Raw genomic sequence first — 14,050 nt, 5'->3', positions numbered from 1 at the left:
CTCCTGTTGTTGTTTACGACTGCGCCCGGTCCTGCAGCAGTTCTTCCGCGATCTTGGCCATGCCGTTCATCGGCACCGGCAGCCAGCTCGGCCGGTTGGCCGCTTCATAGCACACTTCATAGGCCGCCTTCTCCAGCACGAACAGCTGCAGCAGGCCCTGCTCGGCCTCGGCGCCGGCCTGCAGCGGGCTGCCGGCGACCGCCGCGCGGTAGGCCTCGAGGAAGGCCGACTGGCACGACGGCGCGAAATGCTGCAGCAGTTCCTGCTTGCGCAGTTCGGCCGTCTCGCTCAGGTCTTCCGGGCCGCTGCGCGCGGCGAACGCGGCCGCGTAGTCGAACGAGCGCAGCAGGCCGGCGACGTCGCGCAGCGCGCTGCTCTTGCCGCGGCGCTGCTCGAGCGGCTTGGCCGGCTCGCCCTCGAAGTCGACGATGTAGACATCGCCGTGCGCCACCAGCACCTGGCCGAGGTGGAAGTCGCCGTGGATGCGGATGCGCAGCGTGCCGATGCCCGCGCGCGCCATCCTCTCGAGCGTCGACAGGATACGTTCGCGCTGCTCCACCAGCCGCGCCGCGCGGCGCGCCTCGGCCTCGCTCGGCCATTCGCCGCGTCCGCGCAGCACCTCGAAGGCCGCTTCGAGCTGCGCGCGCGCGCCGTCGATCCATGCCTGCACATCGGTCTCGGCCGCCTGCTCGGGCGCGAAGTCCGGGTCGTCGGTCGGCGTGGCGAGCGCCACGTGCAGCTCGCCCAGTCGCTTGCCCAGATTGACCGCGAGATGGCGCAGCTCTTCCTTCGGCTCGGAAATCTCGTTGCTCAGCTCGGAGGTCGCCGATCCCTCCACCGCCGCATGCTGTATCGCGCGGGTCGCGGTATCGAGCACCCACTGCCATGCGTCGCCCTGGTTGTGGATGAACTGCTGCAGCATGATCATCGTATGGCGGCTGCCATCGCCGCCGATGCGGGTGACCTCGCCCAGCATCGCCGGCGCGTTCGCATAGCCGAGCGAAGTCAGGTAGCGACCCATCTCCGCCTCCGGATGCACGCCGGGCAGGATGCGCCGGATCACCTTCAGCACCATCGCATCGGCCAGCACCATGGAGCTGTTCGACTGCTCGGCGGACATGCGCCGGATCGCCGGCTCGGCGCCGACATCGATCGCATCCAGCGCGGGCGTCGGGATGAAATGCACCTCGCCATCCTCGGTCGGCACCACGGCGCGCGCGCGCAGCAGCTCCAGCACCGCATACGCGAAGGAATCGAGCACGAATGCATCGGTGAGCAGGCCGACGTTGCGGCCGCGGCGCACGCGCGCCAGCGCCAGCTGCTGCGGCAGCGCGGTGACGATGTCTTCCTCGCGGATGAAGCCCAGCGGCAGCAGATAGCGGTCGGTGCCGGCCTCGGTCACCGTCTCGATCTCGGCCAGCATGCTCGGCAGCACGTTCGGACGCACCTGGGCGCCGGGCAGCAGCGTCGCCAGACCGATGCGCACCGACTGCAGCGTCTGCTGCTTGGCCGCATACCAGCGGCGCTTCGGCAGATAGGCGGGCAGCGCCTCGCGTTCCAGCACCGTGCGCCGCGGCGGCTGCAGCACCTCGGCCACGTTCTGCCGCAGCACCAGGGTGTTGAGTTCCGGCAGCGGCTCCGGCGACGGCGAATGCCAGGCGGGCATGCGCGCCTCCGAGGCCAGCAGGAACCAGTAGAAACCGTAGGGCGGCAGCGTCAGCAGATAGGGCAGCTGGCCGATCGGCGGGAAGGCCGAGCCGCCCACCATCTCCACCGGCACCCGGCCGGCGTAGGCCGACAGGTCGAGCTCCACCGCCTGCGCCGAGCGCGAGACATTGGCGACGCAGAGTATGGTCTCGGTGCCGTCGCCTTCGGGTGGCTGGAATTCGCGCAGATAGGCGAGGATGCGGCGGTTGGCCGGGTACAGCAGCGTCATGCTGCCGCGGCTGAACGCGCAATGCTGCTTGCGCACCGCCAGCATGCGCTTGGTCCAGTTCAGCATCGAATACGGGTCGTTGCTCTGCGCCTCGACGTTCACCGCCTGGAAACCGTACACCGGGTCCATGATCGGAGGCAGCACCAGGCGCGCCGGATCGGCCCGCGAGAATCCGCCATTGCGGTCCGGCGTCCATTGCATCGGCGTGCGCACCCCGTCGCGGTCGCCGAGATGGATGTTGTCGCCCATGCCGATCTCGTCGCCGTAATAGATGACCGGCGTGCCCGGCATGGACAGCAGGAAGCTGTTGAGGAGTTCGGCGCGCCGGCGGTCGCGTTCGAGCAGCGGCAGCAGGCGGCGGCGGATGCCGAGATTGATGCGCGCGCGCTTCTCCGACGCATAGTAGTCCCACAGGTAGTCGCGCTCGCGGTCGGTCACCATCTCCAGCGTCAGCTCGTCGTGGTTGCGCAGGAAGATCGCCCACTGGCAGTCGGCCGGGATCTCCGGCGTCTGCCGCAGAATGTCGACCACCGGAAAACGGTCTTCCTGCGCCAGCGCCATGTACATTCGCGGCATCAGCGGGAAGTGGAAGGCCATCTGGCATTCGTCGTTGTCGCCGAAATACTGCAGCACGTCCTCCGGCCACATGTTGGCTTCGGCCAGCAGCATCCGGCCGGGATAGGCGCCATCGAGCTCGGCGCGGATGCGCTTGAGGATGGCATGGGTCTCGGGCAGATTCTCGTTGCTCGTGCCTTCGCGCTCGATCAGGTAAGGCACCGCGTCGAGACGCAGGCCGTCGACCCCGAGGTCCAGCCAGAACGCCATCACGCTCAGCACCGCCTTGAGCACCTGCGGGTTGTCGAAGTTCAGGTCGGGCTGGTGGGAGTAGAAGCGGTGCCAGAAAAACGCATTGGCCACCGGGTCCCAGGTCCAGTTGGATTTCTCGGTGTCGCAGAAGATGATGCGCGTACCCGCATAAGCCTCGTCATTGTCGGACCACACGTAGAAGTCGCGCGCGGCCGAGCCGGGCTTGGCCTTGCGCGCCCGCTGGAACCAGGGATGCTGGTCGGAGGTATGGTTGACCACCAGCTCGGTGATCACGCGCAGGCCCCGCCGGTGCGCCTCGGCGATGAAACGCTTGGCGTCGGCCATCGTGCCGTAGTCCGGATGCACGCCGCGGTACTCCGCGATGTCGTAGCCGTCGTCGCGCCGGGGTGACGGATAGAAAGGCAGCAGCCAGATGGTGTTCACGCCGAGATCGGCGATGTAGTCCAGTTTATCGATCAGCCCGGCAAAGTCGCCGATCCCGTCGTTGTTGGCGTCGAAGAAGGATTTCACATGCAGCTGGTAGATGACTGCGTCCTTGTACCAGTGCGGATCGTCTGAAAAACGCATTGCTTGCGGGCTCGTTGTTTGTCGTGCGGTCTTGCGCCTGTCCATGTCGTGCTCCCTCATGCTCCCTTGTGCCTCACCCGCCAGATGGCGTACGGACAGGCGAACGGATCCAGCCGCAGGTGCTGGTGCTTGCCATGCCAGTGCAGATGAGCGCCGCCGATCAGGTCCTCGACCTCCAGCTCGCCGTCGTCAGGCAGTCCGAATTCCCACAGCGGCACTTCCAGGTCCGTCTCGTGCGCGGTGAAAGGATCGAGATTGATCGCCACCAGCACCACGTTGTCGCCGAAGCGCTGGCAGCTGTCGGCCGGCCCGGTGGACTTCATGAAGAACAGGATGTTGCCGTCGCTCGCATTGAGGAAGCGGATGCCGAGGTGCGTCTGCAGCGCCGGGTTCTCCTTGCGGATGCGGTTGAGGCGGCTGATCTCGGCGATGATGTTGCCCGGCCGCTGCCAGTCCCAGGCGCGGATCTCGTATTTTTCCGAGTCCAGGTACTCTTCCTTGCCGGGCACCGGCGTGCCCTCGCACAGCTCGAAGCCGCTGTACATGCCCCACAGGCCTGACAGCGTCGTCGCCAGCGCGGCCCGTATCAGAAAGCCCGGGCGGCCGGACCGCTGCAGGAAATACGGATTGATGTCGGGCGTGTTGACGAAGAAATGCGGCCGGAAGTATTCGCGCACCTCGGTCGTGGTCAGCTCCGTCATGTAGTCGGTGAACTCCTCCTTGGTATGGCGCCAGGTGAAGTAGGTGTACGACTGCGAATAGCCGATCTTGGCCAGCCGGTACATCATGCGCGGACGGGTGAAGGCTTCGGACAGGAAGATGGTATCCGGATAGCGCGCGCGGATGTCGCCGATCATCCACTCCCAGAAGGGGAGCGGCTTGGTGTGCGGGTTGTCGACCCGGAACACGCGCACGCCCTCCTTCACCCAGAACAGCACCGCGTCCCGCAGCGCCATCCACAGCGAAGGAATGGCGCCCTCCGCATAGAAATCCACGTTGACGATGTCCTGGTATTTCTTCGGCGGGTTTTCCGCATAGCGTATCGATCCGTCGGGCCGCCAGGCGAACCATTCCGGATGCTGCTTCAGCCAGGGATGGTCGGGCGAGCACTGGATCGCGAAATCCAGCGCCAGCTCCAGTCCGTGCCGCGCGGCCTCGTCGCGCAGCCGGCGAAAATCCTCGATCGTGCCGAGCTCGGGATGGATCGCATCATGCCCGCCCTCGTCCGATCCGATCGCATAGGGGCTGCCCGGATCGTCCGGCCCCGCCTCCAGGCTGTTGTTGCGTCCCTTGCGATGCTTCCTGCCGATGGGATGAATCGGCGGGAAGTACAGCGTGTCGAATCCCATCTCGCGTATCGCCGGCAGGCGCGCGATGACGTCGGCGAAGGTGCCGTGACGGCGCGGGTCGCCGCTCTGCGACCGCGGGAACAGTTCATACCAGCTCGAGAACCGTGCCGCGGTGCGCTCGACGTCGATGCGCAGGGCCTCGCTGCGCACTGCGAAAGGGCGCGCGTCCGCCAGCCGCATCGCCTCGGCGGTCGGCTCCGACAGCAGTGCCGCCACCCGCTCGGCATCGCGCGCGGCAGCCTTGCTTTTTTCGCGGCTGGCCTTGAGCGTCTTCGCCAGTGTCCTGAGGGTTTCGGCGACCGCCATGTCCTGTTCCTGGGCATGCGCCGCCGCGGCTTCCACCATCAGCCGTCCCTCTTCCAGCTCGAGCGACACGTTCAGCCCTGCCGTCGTCTTTTTCTCCAGCTCGTCCCGGTAGGTCGCAAACACGTCGCGCCAGGCTTCCACCGCGAACAGGTGGCGGCCGATGCGGTTCAGCGGCATGATCGCACCCCACCGGTCGTTGCCCAGCGGGTGCATGCGCACCTCCTTCCACTCCGCCTCGTCGGCCGCGCGCCACAGCAGGGCCACCGCCAGCTTGTCGTGGCCGTCGGTGAACACGTCCGCTTCCACCTGCACGGTCTCGCCCACGGTGCGCTTGGCGGGAAACTGGCCGCCGTCGACCGCCGGGGTGATGGTTTCGATCGCGATGCGCGGGCAGCGCGCCGCGGCGGTGACCGCCTGCTTGCCGCGTCCTGGCGGCAGCAGGACCGGCGGCTGACGCTGCGCGATGAAGAGCTGCAGATCGGCCGGCTCCAGCGCCACGTCATGCAGCGCGGCGCCATCCTGGCCGGGCCACAGGCGGCGGGTGCGGATATAGCCGTCGGCCCGCCGCAGCAGTTCGGGTTCGTTGACGCCGCAGCTGCGCGCAATGTCCGCGTTCGCCACCAGCAGCAGCGCATCGCCCTCCCGGCTCTGCCTCAGCAGTATGCCCACGCCCGAGTCGGCGCCGTTCAGTATGCGCAGCGCGCCGCAATGGAAGCGGGCATTGTCGGCGACGAGGGCATTGGCCTGCGCCACTTCCCGGCCGAGATCGAAGGCCGGCGACGCCCCCTCGTCCGGCCGTCCCCTCGGCAGCCCCTGCTCGAAACCGAACGGCACCAGGATGCCGTTGCCGGTCGCCGCCGCCAGCATCAGTGCTCGCCGATAGATGCGGCAGCGCGCATCGGTGTTTTCGTTGCCCGCGATGCGCTCGACCACCGGCTCGTCCGGCGAATCGGGAAAGGCGATCGGCGGCGCGAGTGCGGCGAGCCGCTCATGCTCGTCCGCCAGCCAGCGCGACCGGTAGTCCCACCATGCGGACGAAGAAAAACTGGCATCGAATCCGCAGCCGGCGAGCGCCTGGATCTGTTCCGGCGTGCAGCCCGGCGTCCAGGCGAGGAAGCGCGCGTCGCGGTGCTGCTCGATCAGTCGTCGCCAGAACATGGCGGGCGCTTCCGCGATCCGCAGGCAGCGAAAACCCGCCACGCCATTCGCTATCCATGACTGCAGACGCTGCGACCAGTGGGCCAGGACCGCATCGAGCACCTCGGGTCGCTCATAGCGCAGGCGCCGCCGCACATGCTGCAGCGGCCGCCGTCGCGGATCGGGCAGGTCGTCGTGCATGCCGGGATGCTCGAACCATTCCGCCTGGCGCGCTACCAGCGCACGGTCATTGCCCGCCGCGCCGGGATCGAAGTCGACCAGCAGCTGCAGGCCGTGCGTGCGGCACGCGCTCCCTGCGCGCGCAATGGCCTCATCGTCCCCGCCGACGAGCAGGACATGGTCGAAGCCCATTTCCGCGCAGCGCCGCAGCGCGGCGTCCAGTGCGGACGGAATGAGGGTCGGGTCGAGTGAGCAGATTCGGGGAAGATACGGCGTCGCTTTATCCATCTTCTGATCTTCTTCGCTGGATGTGTTGATTCGGTAAGAACCCCGGGCTCGCGCCGGGTTGACATTCCGGATAGAGCATCCGCCATGACGATTTGTTCGCTGCCGGGAATGCAGAAAGCACAAGTTTGCGGCGCCTCATCCTCGGCACCGCTTCCAGCCTGACAACCCGCCTCCGTGTTTTCGTTGCTCGTGAGGAACAAAGCGGTGTTTGTCCCGCTCTATCCGCAACCGGTTCGTGATCTCCGGAAATAGAATGGGCGCGACCGGGCACAACACGCGAGACACAGTCATGATCATTTACCAGGTATACCCGCGCAGCTTCTTCGATTCCAATGACGACGGCATCGGCGACCTCGCCGGCATCGAACAGAAGCTCGACTACATCAAGCACCTCGGCGTCGACGCCATCTGGATCAGTCCCTTCTTCAAGTCGCCGATGAAAGACTTCGGCTACGACGTCTCCGACTACCGCGCGGTCGACCCGATCTTCGGCACGATGGACGATTTCAGGAGCCTGATGCGCCGCGCGAAGCAGCTCGGCCTCGGCGTCATCGTCGACATGGTGATCTCGCACACCTCCGAGGAACACACCTGGTTCAAGCAAAGCCGTGCCCGGCAGAATGACAAGTCGGACTGGTATCTGTGGGCCGATCCCAGGCCCGACGGCAGTCCGCCCAACAACTGGGTCTCCGTCTTCGGCGGCCCCGCATGGCGCTGGGATGCCGAACGCCGGCAGTACTATTTCCACTCCTTCTTCTCCAGCCAGCCCGACCTCAACATGCACAATCCGCGGGTGCAGGAGGCGGTGCTCAGGGAAATGGAATACTGGCTCGATCTCGGCGTGTCCGGCTTTCGCTTCGACGCCTGCAACCACATCTTCCAGGACCAGCTGCTGCGCAACAACCCGCCGCGCGAGGACACCAGCGCCGCCCTGCATCCCTACGGTTTCCAGCTGCACGTCTACGACCAGGCGCGGCCCGAAATGCTGCCCTTCCTGGAAAAAATCCGGCGCCTGCTCGACGCCTACAAGGCCTTCAGCCTGGCCGAGGTCGGCGGCCACGACGCACTCAAGCTGATGGGCCAGTACACCCATGCCGGCCGGCTTCACTCCGCCTACAGTTTCGCGCTGATGCAGCCCGACAGCAGTGCGAAATACGTCAGCAACGTGATACGGACGCTCGAGGACAGCATTCATCCTCCGGGCATGCCCTGCTATGCGATGAGCAACCACGACAAGCCGCGCGTGGCGAGCCGCTGGCAGAACGGCCGCGACATGCTGGACACCGCAAAGCAATCGCTTGCGCTGATGTTCTGCATGCGCGGCGACATCTGCATGTACCAGGGCGAGGAGCTCGGCCTGCCGCAGGCCGACGTGCCGTTCGAGCGCATCCAGGATCCCTTCGGCATTTCCTTCTGGCCGAAATTCAAGGGCCGCGACGGCTGCCGCACGCCGATGCCCTGGAACGGCGAGGTTCACGGTGGCTTCAGCCGCGCCGAACCCTGGCTTCCCGTCGACACCAGGCACATCGACATGAACGTCAGCGAGCAGGAGAGCGACCCCGCGTCGATGCTCCACTTCACTCGCGCCATGATCGCGCTGCGCAGGGAACGCCCCGAACTGACGCAGGGCACGATCAGCCTGCTCGATGCCCCCGAGGGCGTGCTCGCCTTCACACGGCGGCACCGGGATGGCAGCATCACCTGCTTCTTCAACATGGATACGTCGCCGAAACGCCTGCCCAACCTGGGCTGGGCCTCGTCCCTTCTGTCGCAGCACCTGGACCTCGCACGCGAGACGCTCACGCTCGGCGTCAGCGGCTACTGCCTGCTCGAAGGCTGATGCGCCGGCGGGCAGCTCTGCCGGCTGCCCGCCGTCAACGAGTCCTCCCGCGACGCCGGATGTTTCGCGCGAATCGCTGTCTATCGTTTTTTGCACCCCAGACGGAGATTCGCGATGGCCCTGATCGGCTACCACTGTTCCCACGAACAATACCCGCCCTCCCAGTTGCTGCGGCACCTGCAGCTCGCGACCGAGGCCGGCTTCGGCGCCGCCATGTGCTCCGACCATTTCCATCCGTGGACCGAACAACAGGGAAACAGCGGCTTCGCCTGGTCGTGGCTCGGCGCCGCCATGCAGGCCTCGCCGCTTTCCTTCGGCACGGTGTGCGCGCCCGGGCAGCGCTACCATCCCGCCATCATCGCGCAGGCGGCGGCCACGCTCGCCGGCATGTTCCCCGGTCGTTTCTGGCTGGCGGTCGGCAGCGGCGAAGCGCTCAATGAAAGCATCACGGGCGCACCCTGGCCCGACAAGGCGCAGCGCAATCAGCGCCTCAGGGAATGCGTGGACGTCATGCGCGCGCTCTGGTCCGGCGAGACCGTCAGCCATGAGGGCATGGTCAGCGTACGCAACGCCCGTCTCTACTCCTTGCCTGCCACTGCGCCGCTCATCATCGGCGCCTGCCTCAGTCCGGAAACCGCGCGCTGGATGGGCGGCTGGGCCGACGGCATGGTGACCGTGGCCCAGGATCCCGACAGTCTCAGAAAAGTCGTGGATGCCTTTCGCAGCGGCGGCGGCGAGGGCAAGCCGATGTATCTGCAGGTCGCGCTCAGCTGTGCCGGGTCGGAGGAGGAAGCATTGCAGGCCGCATGCCGCGAATGGCCGCAGGCCGGACTGCAGAGCGACGAGCTTTCCGACCTCGATAGCCCGCAGGATTTCGCACGCGCCGCGGCCCGCCTCCGGCCAGCGGATGTGGCGACGGGCATCAGGATCTCGTCCAGCTTGCAGCAGCATGTCGACTGGCTCGCATCGGATATGGAACTAGGATTTGAAAGGCTGTACCTGCACAACGTGCACCGCGACCAGGCTTCATTCATCGCGCAATTCGCGGAACACGTGCTGCCGGCGCTGGCAAAATGAAAAAGGCGCGGACTTCCGCGCCTCTGTCACATCGCCTTCGGATCAGCGCGAATAGGAGTACGTGCCCTGCTCCGCGGCCACGCTCGTACGACGCCCCTGCAGCACGACAGCGTCCTCGTCGTCGGTGCGCGGCAGGATGCGACGGTCGCGCGCATTGTTGAGGCCGATGTCATCGTCCTCGTCGATACGCACCATGTTCCCCTTGCGGTCGACGCTGTAGTCGCCGCAGACAATCGCCTCCTCCAGCTTCGTGCCCGGCAGGACGCGCGTGTATTCGAACAGGACGCTGCGGTGCACTTCCGCGCCGGCGCAGACATGGCTGCCGTGCCCGATCCACGTCGGCCCGACGATCCTGCTTCCCGCTTCGATGTGGCAGCCCGCGCCGATGTACACCGGTCCTTCGATGGTCGTGCCCTCCCATTCGATGCGCGTGTTCAGACCCACCCACACGCCGTCGCGGATCTGCGCGCCGGGCACTTCCATCCCCGGGACTTCTCCGGTCAGCACGCTCTGCAACACGCTCCAGTAATCCGTGACGCTGCCGATATCCAGCCATTGGAACTCATGCTTCTGCGCGTAGAAGGGCAGGCCCTTCTCCGCCATCAGCGGGAACAGCTGCGACCCGATATCGAACACCTGCCCGGAAGGAATCAGATCGATCGCCTCGGGTTCGAAGATGTAGATGCCGGTCGACACCAGATTGGACAGGGCTTCCTCCTGCTTGGGTTTCTCCTGGAACTTCTGGATCTTGCCGTCGCCGTCGGCGACGACCACGCCATAGTCGGAGACCTTGTCCCAGGGCACCTCGCGCGTAATGACGCTGGCCATGGCGCCCTTGCGCTTATGCTCCGCCACCGCAGCCTGGATGTCGAGGTCGATGATGGCATCGCCGCACAGCACGATCGTCGTCTCGTCGAAGAAGCGGCCGAACTCCTGGATCTTCTTCATGCCGCCCGCCGAGCCAAGGGCTTCGGCGACGACTTCTCCGCTGCCGTCGACGTAGCCCTCGAAGGAGTAGCCGATGCGCACGCCAAAGCGGCGGCCTTCACCGAAATAGCTCTCGATCTTTTCATGCAGCCAGCTGACATTCACCATGATGTCCTTCACGCCGCATGCCGCGAGGTGTTCGACGATGTACGCCATAACGGGTTTGCCGAGGATCGGGATCATGGGCTTCGGCAGATCATAGGTCAGCGGTCGCACTCGGGTGCCTTTTCCAGCGGCAAGAATCATTGCTTTCATATTCGTTTGGCCTCGAAGAATTAAACTATTCATACAGGTAATGACTGGTGCCTAGGAGACCACGTGTGGCCGCAGCGGAGGTTGAATAATCTCAAACAGATGAGTCGCTACGGAAACAGATCAATGACGGCTTCTCGCGCACGCAAGTCTTTGCAGACTCAGCATCAAAAAATTCGATCTTGCGTCATGCCGCGCCGTACGTGGCTTTGCATTGCCAGGTCATCTACCCGTTTGGATCAGACTTCGTTCGGATGAATTCGATCTATCCGTGACTAACATTTACATTTTTCATATGCCGTGTGTTGTTTCGAGCGGGACGGGACGCGCACAGGCCACCGCGCTGGCGTTGCGGCGGCGTGCATCGCATGAAGTCAGCTCAGGCGGTCAGATACAGCGGCGCCGGGACAACTTCCGCTGCCGGGGCGCGAGGCGTCTCGCGTGTCGAGAACGCCGGCGAGATTTCCGAGTAGACGCTGATGTAGCGCCTGGCGGGCCCCTCCCACGAAAAATCGGCCGACATCGCTTCGCGCTGCATCGCGTGCCAGTCCACGGGTCGCGCGTAGAGTTCAAATGCCCGCGCAATCGCGCGCACCATGTCCTCGGGCTCTTCGCCGTCAAACAGAATTCCTCGCGCGCCCGGCGCTAGCGGCCCATCCGCGCCCGCATCGACAATTGAATCAATCATGCCTCCGACCCGCGACGCGATCGGGACCGTGCCGTAACGCATCGAATAGAGCGGTGTCAGCCCGAACGGCTCGAACCTCGTACCGTGAAGCAGCATGTCGGCACCTGCGTGCAGCGCGTGTGCCCGACGCTCGTCGTAGCCGATATGCGCCGCCACCCTGCCCGGAAACGCCTCTGCCAGACCAAGGAATCCGTCTTCATATGACCGTTCACCGCAACCAAGGATGATGACCTGCGCGCGCGGAAATTTCTCGAGTACGTTCGGCAAAGCCCGCAAGGCCACGTCCGCCATCTTCTGATGCGTTATCCGGCTGCCGATGGCAAGCAGTGGCGCGAAGGGCTCGTGCGGCAAGCCGAACAGCTGCTGCAGCTCGCGCTTGCAGGCGCTCTTGCCTCGCATGTCGTCACGCTCAAAGGTACGAGCAATCAGGCTGTCCGCGGTCGGATTCCAGAAATTGGTGTCCACCCCGTTTGGAATCGCCCTCAGGTCCTCCCGTCGTGCATTCAGTATTCCTTCCATGCCGTGGCCGAAGCGCGGGGTCAGGATTTCTTCCGCATACGACTGACTCACGGTCGAGATGCGATCCGCATGGAGAAGCCCGCCCTTCAGATAACTGAGCCTCCCCCAGAACTCAAGGCCATCGGCATGCAGCAATTCCTCCGGTATCCCAATGCTCTGCGCGATCGCCATCGCGTAATTGCCCTGGAAGGCGAGGTTGTGAATCGTGAGAAGGCTCGCCACGTTGCTCACGCCCTTGAGCTTGAGGAGCGTCGGAATCAGTCCTGCATGCCAGTCATTCGCATGTACGACGTTCGGCACAGGCAACGTCGTCTCGCCCGCGCAGATTGCCACCGCTGCATGGGCAAGCGCAGCAAAGCTCACGGCATTATCAGCAAATTCATTCCCGTCGGTGTCAACGTATGGATTGGCGCTACGCCGCTCGAAGGAACTGTTATGCAGCATCACCACGGGCACATCCGTGTCGGGAATCACGCCCGTCAGAAGCGTCCCCGGGCCGCCAGGAAGGTCATCGATCCTCGCCGCTTCTCTCAGCTTCCCTGCGCGCGCTACCGCCGCCGGATAGGCGGGGATCATCACGCTCGCATCAATGCCCTCAGCGCGCAGCGCTCGTGCGAGAGCAGTAATCACATCCGCCAGGCCGCCGGTCTTTATCAAAGGGATGGCTTCCGAGGCGACGATGAGGACGCGCGCATTCATAGGCTGAACTCCGAGGTTTACGTTGTATTTGAAGGGAGAAATTCCAGCTGCAGGAATGCGGCGGGCGAACGGCGTCGATGGCAGTACTAGTGCCGACTTCTTTGCTGGGGTCGGGTCAAGATAAAGCTTAGTTACAAATAGACTCTTGCGACGCGTCAACTTCAGGTCAGGCCGACAGCTTCTCCAGTGGACTTGGCTCGCTGAAGTTTTGTCAGCCCCTGAGGATGGATCCGATGCAGGATCAGATGCCAGGCACGCCCCCGTCACGCCACGATCTTGACGTGATCAAATCCGTGGTCCGGCGCGCCCGACGGCAAAGAGAAGACATGCGAGGCCGCGAAGCCAGGAACGGCTGCGGCGGAGTGCGCGACATGGCTGCAGGGCTGGTTGCGGTGATCGGATTCCATCGTCGCTCCACGCTCGCGCAGTGGGTCGGCGCCTGCGGCGTCCACCTGCAACCCCTGGTCGATGCCTTGCACGCAGCGCTGCTGGCACAGCCGGTCCTGCACGCCGACGAGACGCCGGTCGCGATGCTCAAACCGGGCAACGGCAAGAACCATCGGGCCTTCCTGTGAAGCTATTGCAGCACGGCCTACAGTGCCATCCAGGGCGTGGTCTTCGACTTCGCCGATAGCCGGGGCGGCCGTCACGCCGACGCCTTCCTGGGCGACTTGCGCGGCACGCTGGTCTGCGACGATTACAGTGGTTACAAGGCGCTGTTCAAGAGGGGCGTGACCGAAGCCGGCTGCCTGGCGTATGCCCGGCGCAAGTTCCACGAACTGTGGGCCAACCACAGCAGCCATCTCGCCGGCGAGGCGCTCAGGCTGTTTGGCGCACTGTATGACGTCGAGCGTGAAGCGCGGGAGTGGGACCCGGCTGCCCGGCGAGACCTCCGGCAGCAAAAGGGGCGTCCGGCAGCCGATACCTTGCATGTATGGCTGCTGGCACAACGGCAACGGGTGCCGGACGGCAGTGCGACGGCCAAAGCCATCGACTACAGCCTGGGACGCTGGGATGCGCTGACGCGCTATCTCGGCGACGGAGCCATCCCGATCGATAACAATTGGGTCGAAAACCAGATCCGTCCGATTGCCATCGGCCGCAACAACTGGCTGTTCGCCGGCAGCTTGGGTGCGGGACAACGTGCCGTGGCGGTGATGAGCCTGATCCACTCGGCCCGGCTCAACGGGCACGACGTGCATGCGTATCTGAAGGACATCCTCGAACGCCTTCCCGCGCACCCCGCCAGCCGTGGCTGCAAATCGTCGCTGCAAAGCAAAAAGCCCCGACTCGGTTGAGTCGGGGCTTTTCTGGGGTAAGAGCCTGACGATGACCTACTTTCACACTGGTTGCAGCACTATCATCGGCGCGGAGTCGTTTCACGGTCCTGTTCGGGA

At 65.0% G+C, this 14,050-nt stretch carries 6 protein-coding genes and 1 pseudogene; 3 read left to right on the top strand and 4 right to left on the bottom strand.

The annotated features are described in order from the left end of the window. Window positions 1–13: 13 nt before the first annotated feature. A complete protein-coding gene (gene treS / locus NCCP691_RS16705) occupies window positions 14–3,376 on the bottom strand; it encodes a maltose alpha-D-glucosyltransferase (RefSeq protein WP_238482475.1) in 3,363 nt (1,120 codons plus the stop codon). An 11-nt stretch (window positions 3,377–3,387) separates the two neighbouring features. Continuing rightward, on the bottom strand, window positions 3,388–6,591 hold the full coding sequence (locus NCCP691_RS16700) for an alpha-1,4-glucan--maltose-1-phosphate maltosyltransferase (protein WP_220809696.1): 3,204 nt from the start codon (window positions 6,589–6,591) through the stop codon (window positions 3,388–3,390). A 289-nt stretch (window positions 6,592–6,880) separates the two neighbouring features. Here NCCP691_RS16700 and NCCP691_RS16695 point away from each other — a divergent pair, with 289 nt between their 5' ends. Together NCCP691_RS16695 and NCCP691_RS16690 are read left to right on the top strand one after the other, a co-directional pair. Next, window positions 6,881–8,431, top strand: coding sequence for an alpha-glucosidase (locus NCCP691_RS16695; protein WP_220809695.1), 1,551 nt, complete (start codon window positions 6,881–6,883; stop codon window positions 8,429–8,431). A 114-nt stretch (window positions 8,432–8,545) separates the two neighbouring features. After that, window positions 8,546–9,508: a TIGR03885 family FMN-dependent LLM class oxidoreductase gene (locus tag NCCP691_RS16690; RefSeq protein ID WP_220809694.1), complete on the top strand. Its 963-nt coding sequence runs from the start codon at window positions 8,546–8,548 to the stop codon at window positions 9,506–9,508. A 42-nt stretch (window positions 9,509–9,550) separates the two neighbouring features. Here the strand turns inward: NCCP691_RS16690 and NCCP691_RS16685 are convergent, their stop codons facing one another. Beyond that, window positions 9,551–10,741: a nucleotidyltransferase family protein gene (locus NCCP691_RS16685; protein ID WP_220809693.1), complete on the bottom strand. Its 1,191-nt coding sequence runs from the start codon at window positions 10,739–10,741 to the stop codon at window positions 9,551–9,553. A 385-nt stretch (window positions 10,742–11,126) separates the two neighbouring features. After that, the gene (gene glgA / locus NCCP691_RS16680) at window positions 11,127–12,653 is read right to left on the bottom strand and encodes a glycogen synthase GlgA (RefSeq protein WP_220809692.1); all 1,527 of its coding nucleotides are present in this window, start codon (window positions 12,651–12,653) and stop codon (window positions 11,127–11,129) included. 410 nt (window positions 12,654–13,063) lie between these two features. Between glgA and tnpC the strand changes: the two are divergent. Continuing rightward, window positions 13,064–13,951: pseudogene (gene tnpC / locus NCCP691_RS16675) on the top strand (IS66 family transposase); the annotation flags it as partial. Window positions 13,952–14,050: the final 99 nt, after the last annotated feature.

Source organism: Noviherbaspirillum aridicola (genome assembly GCF_019656455.1).
Lineage (GTDB): Bacteria > Pseudomonadota > Gammaproteobacteria > Burkholderiales > Burkholderiaceae_D > Noviherbaspirillum > Noviherbaspirillum aridicola.
The sequence above is the reverse complement of the archived record's forward strand: the minus strand, read 5'-3'. Positions and strand labels throughout refer to the sequence as shown.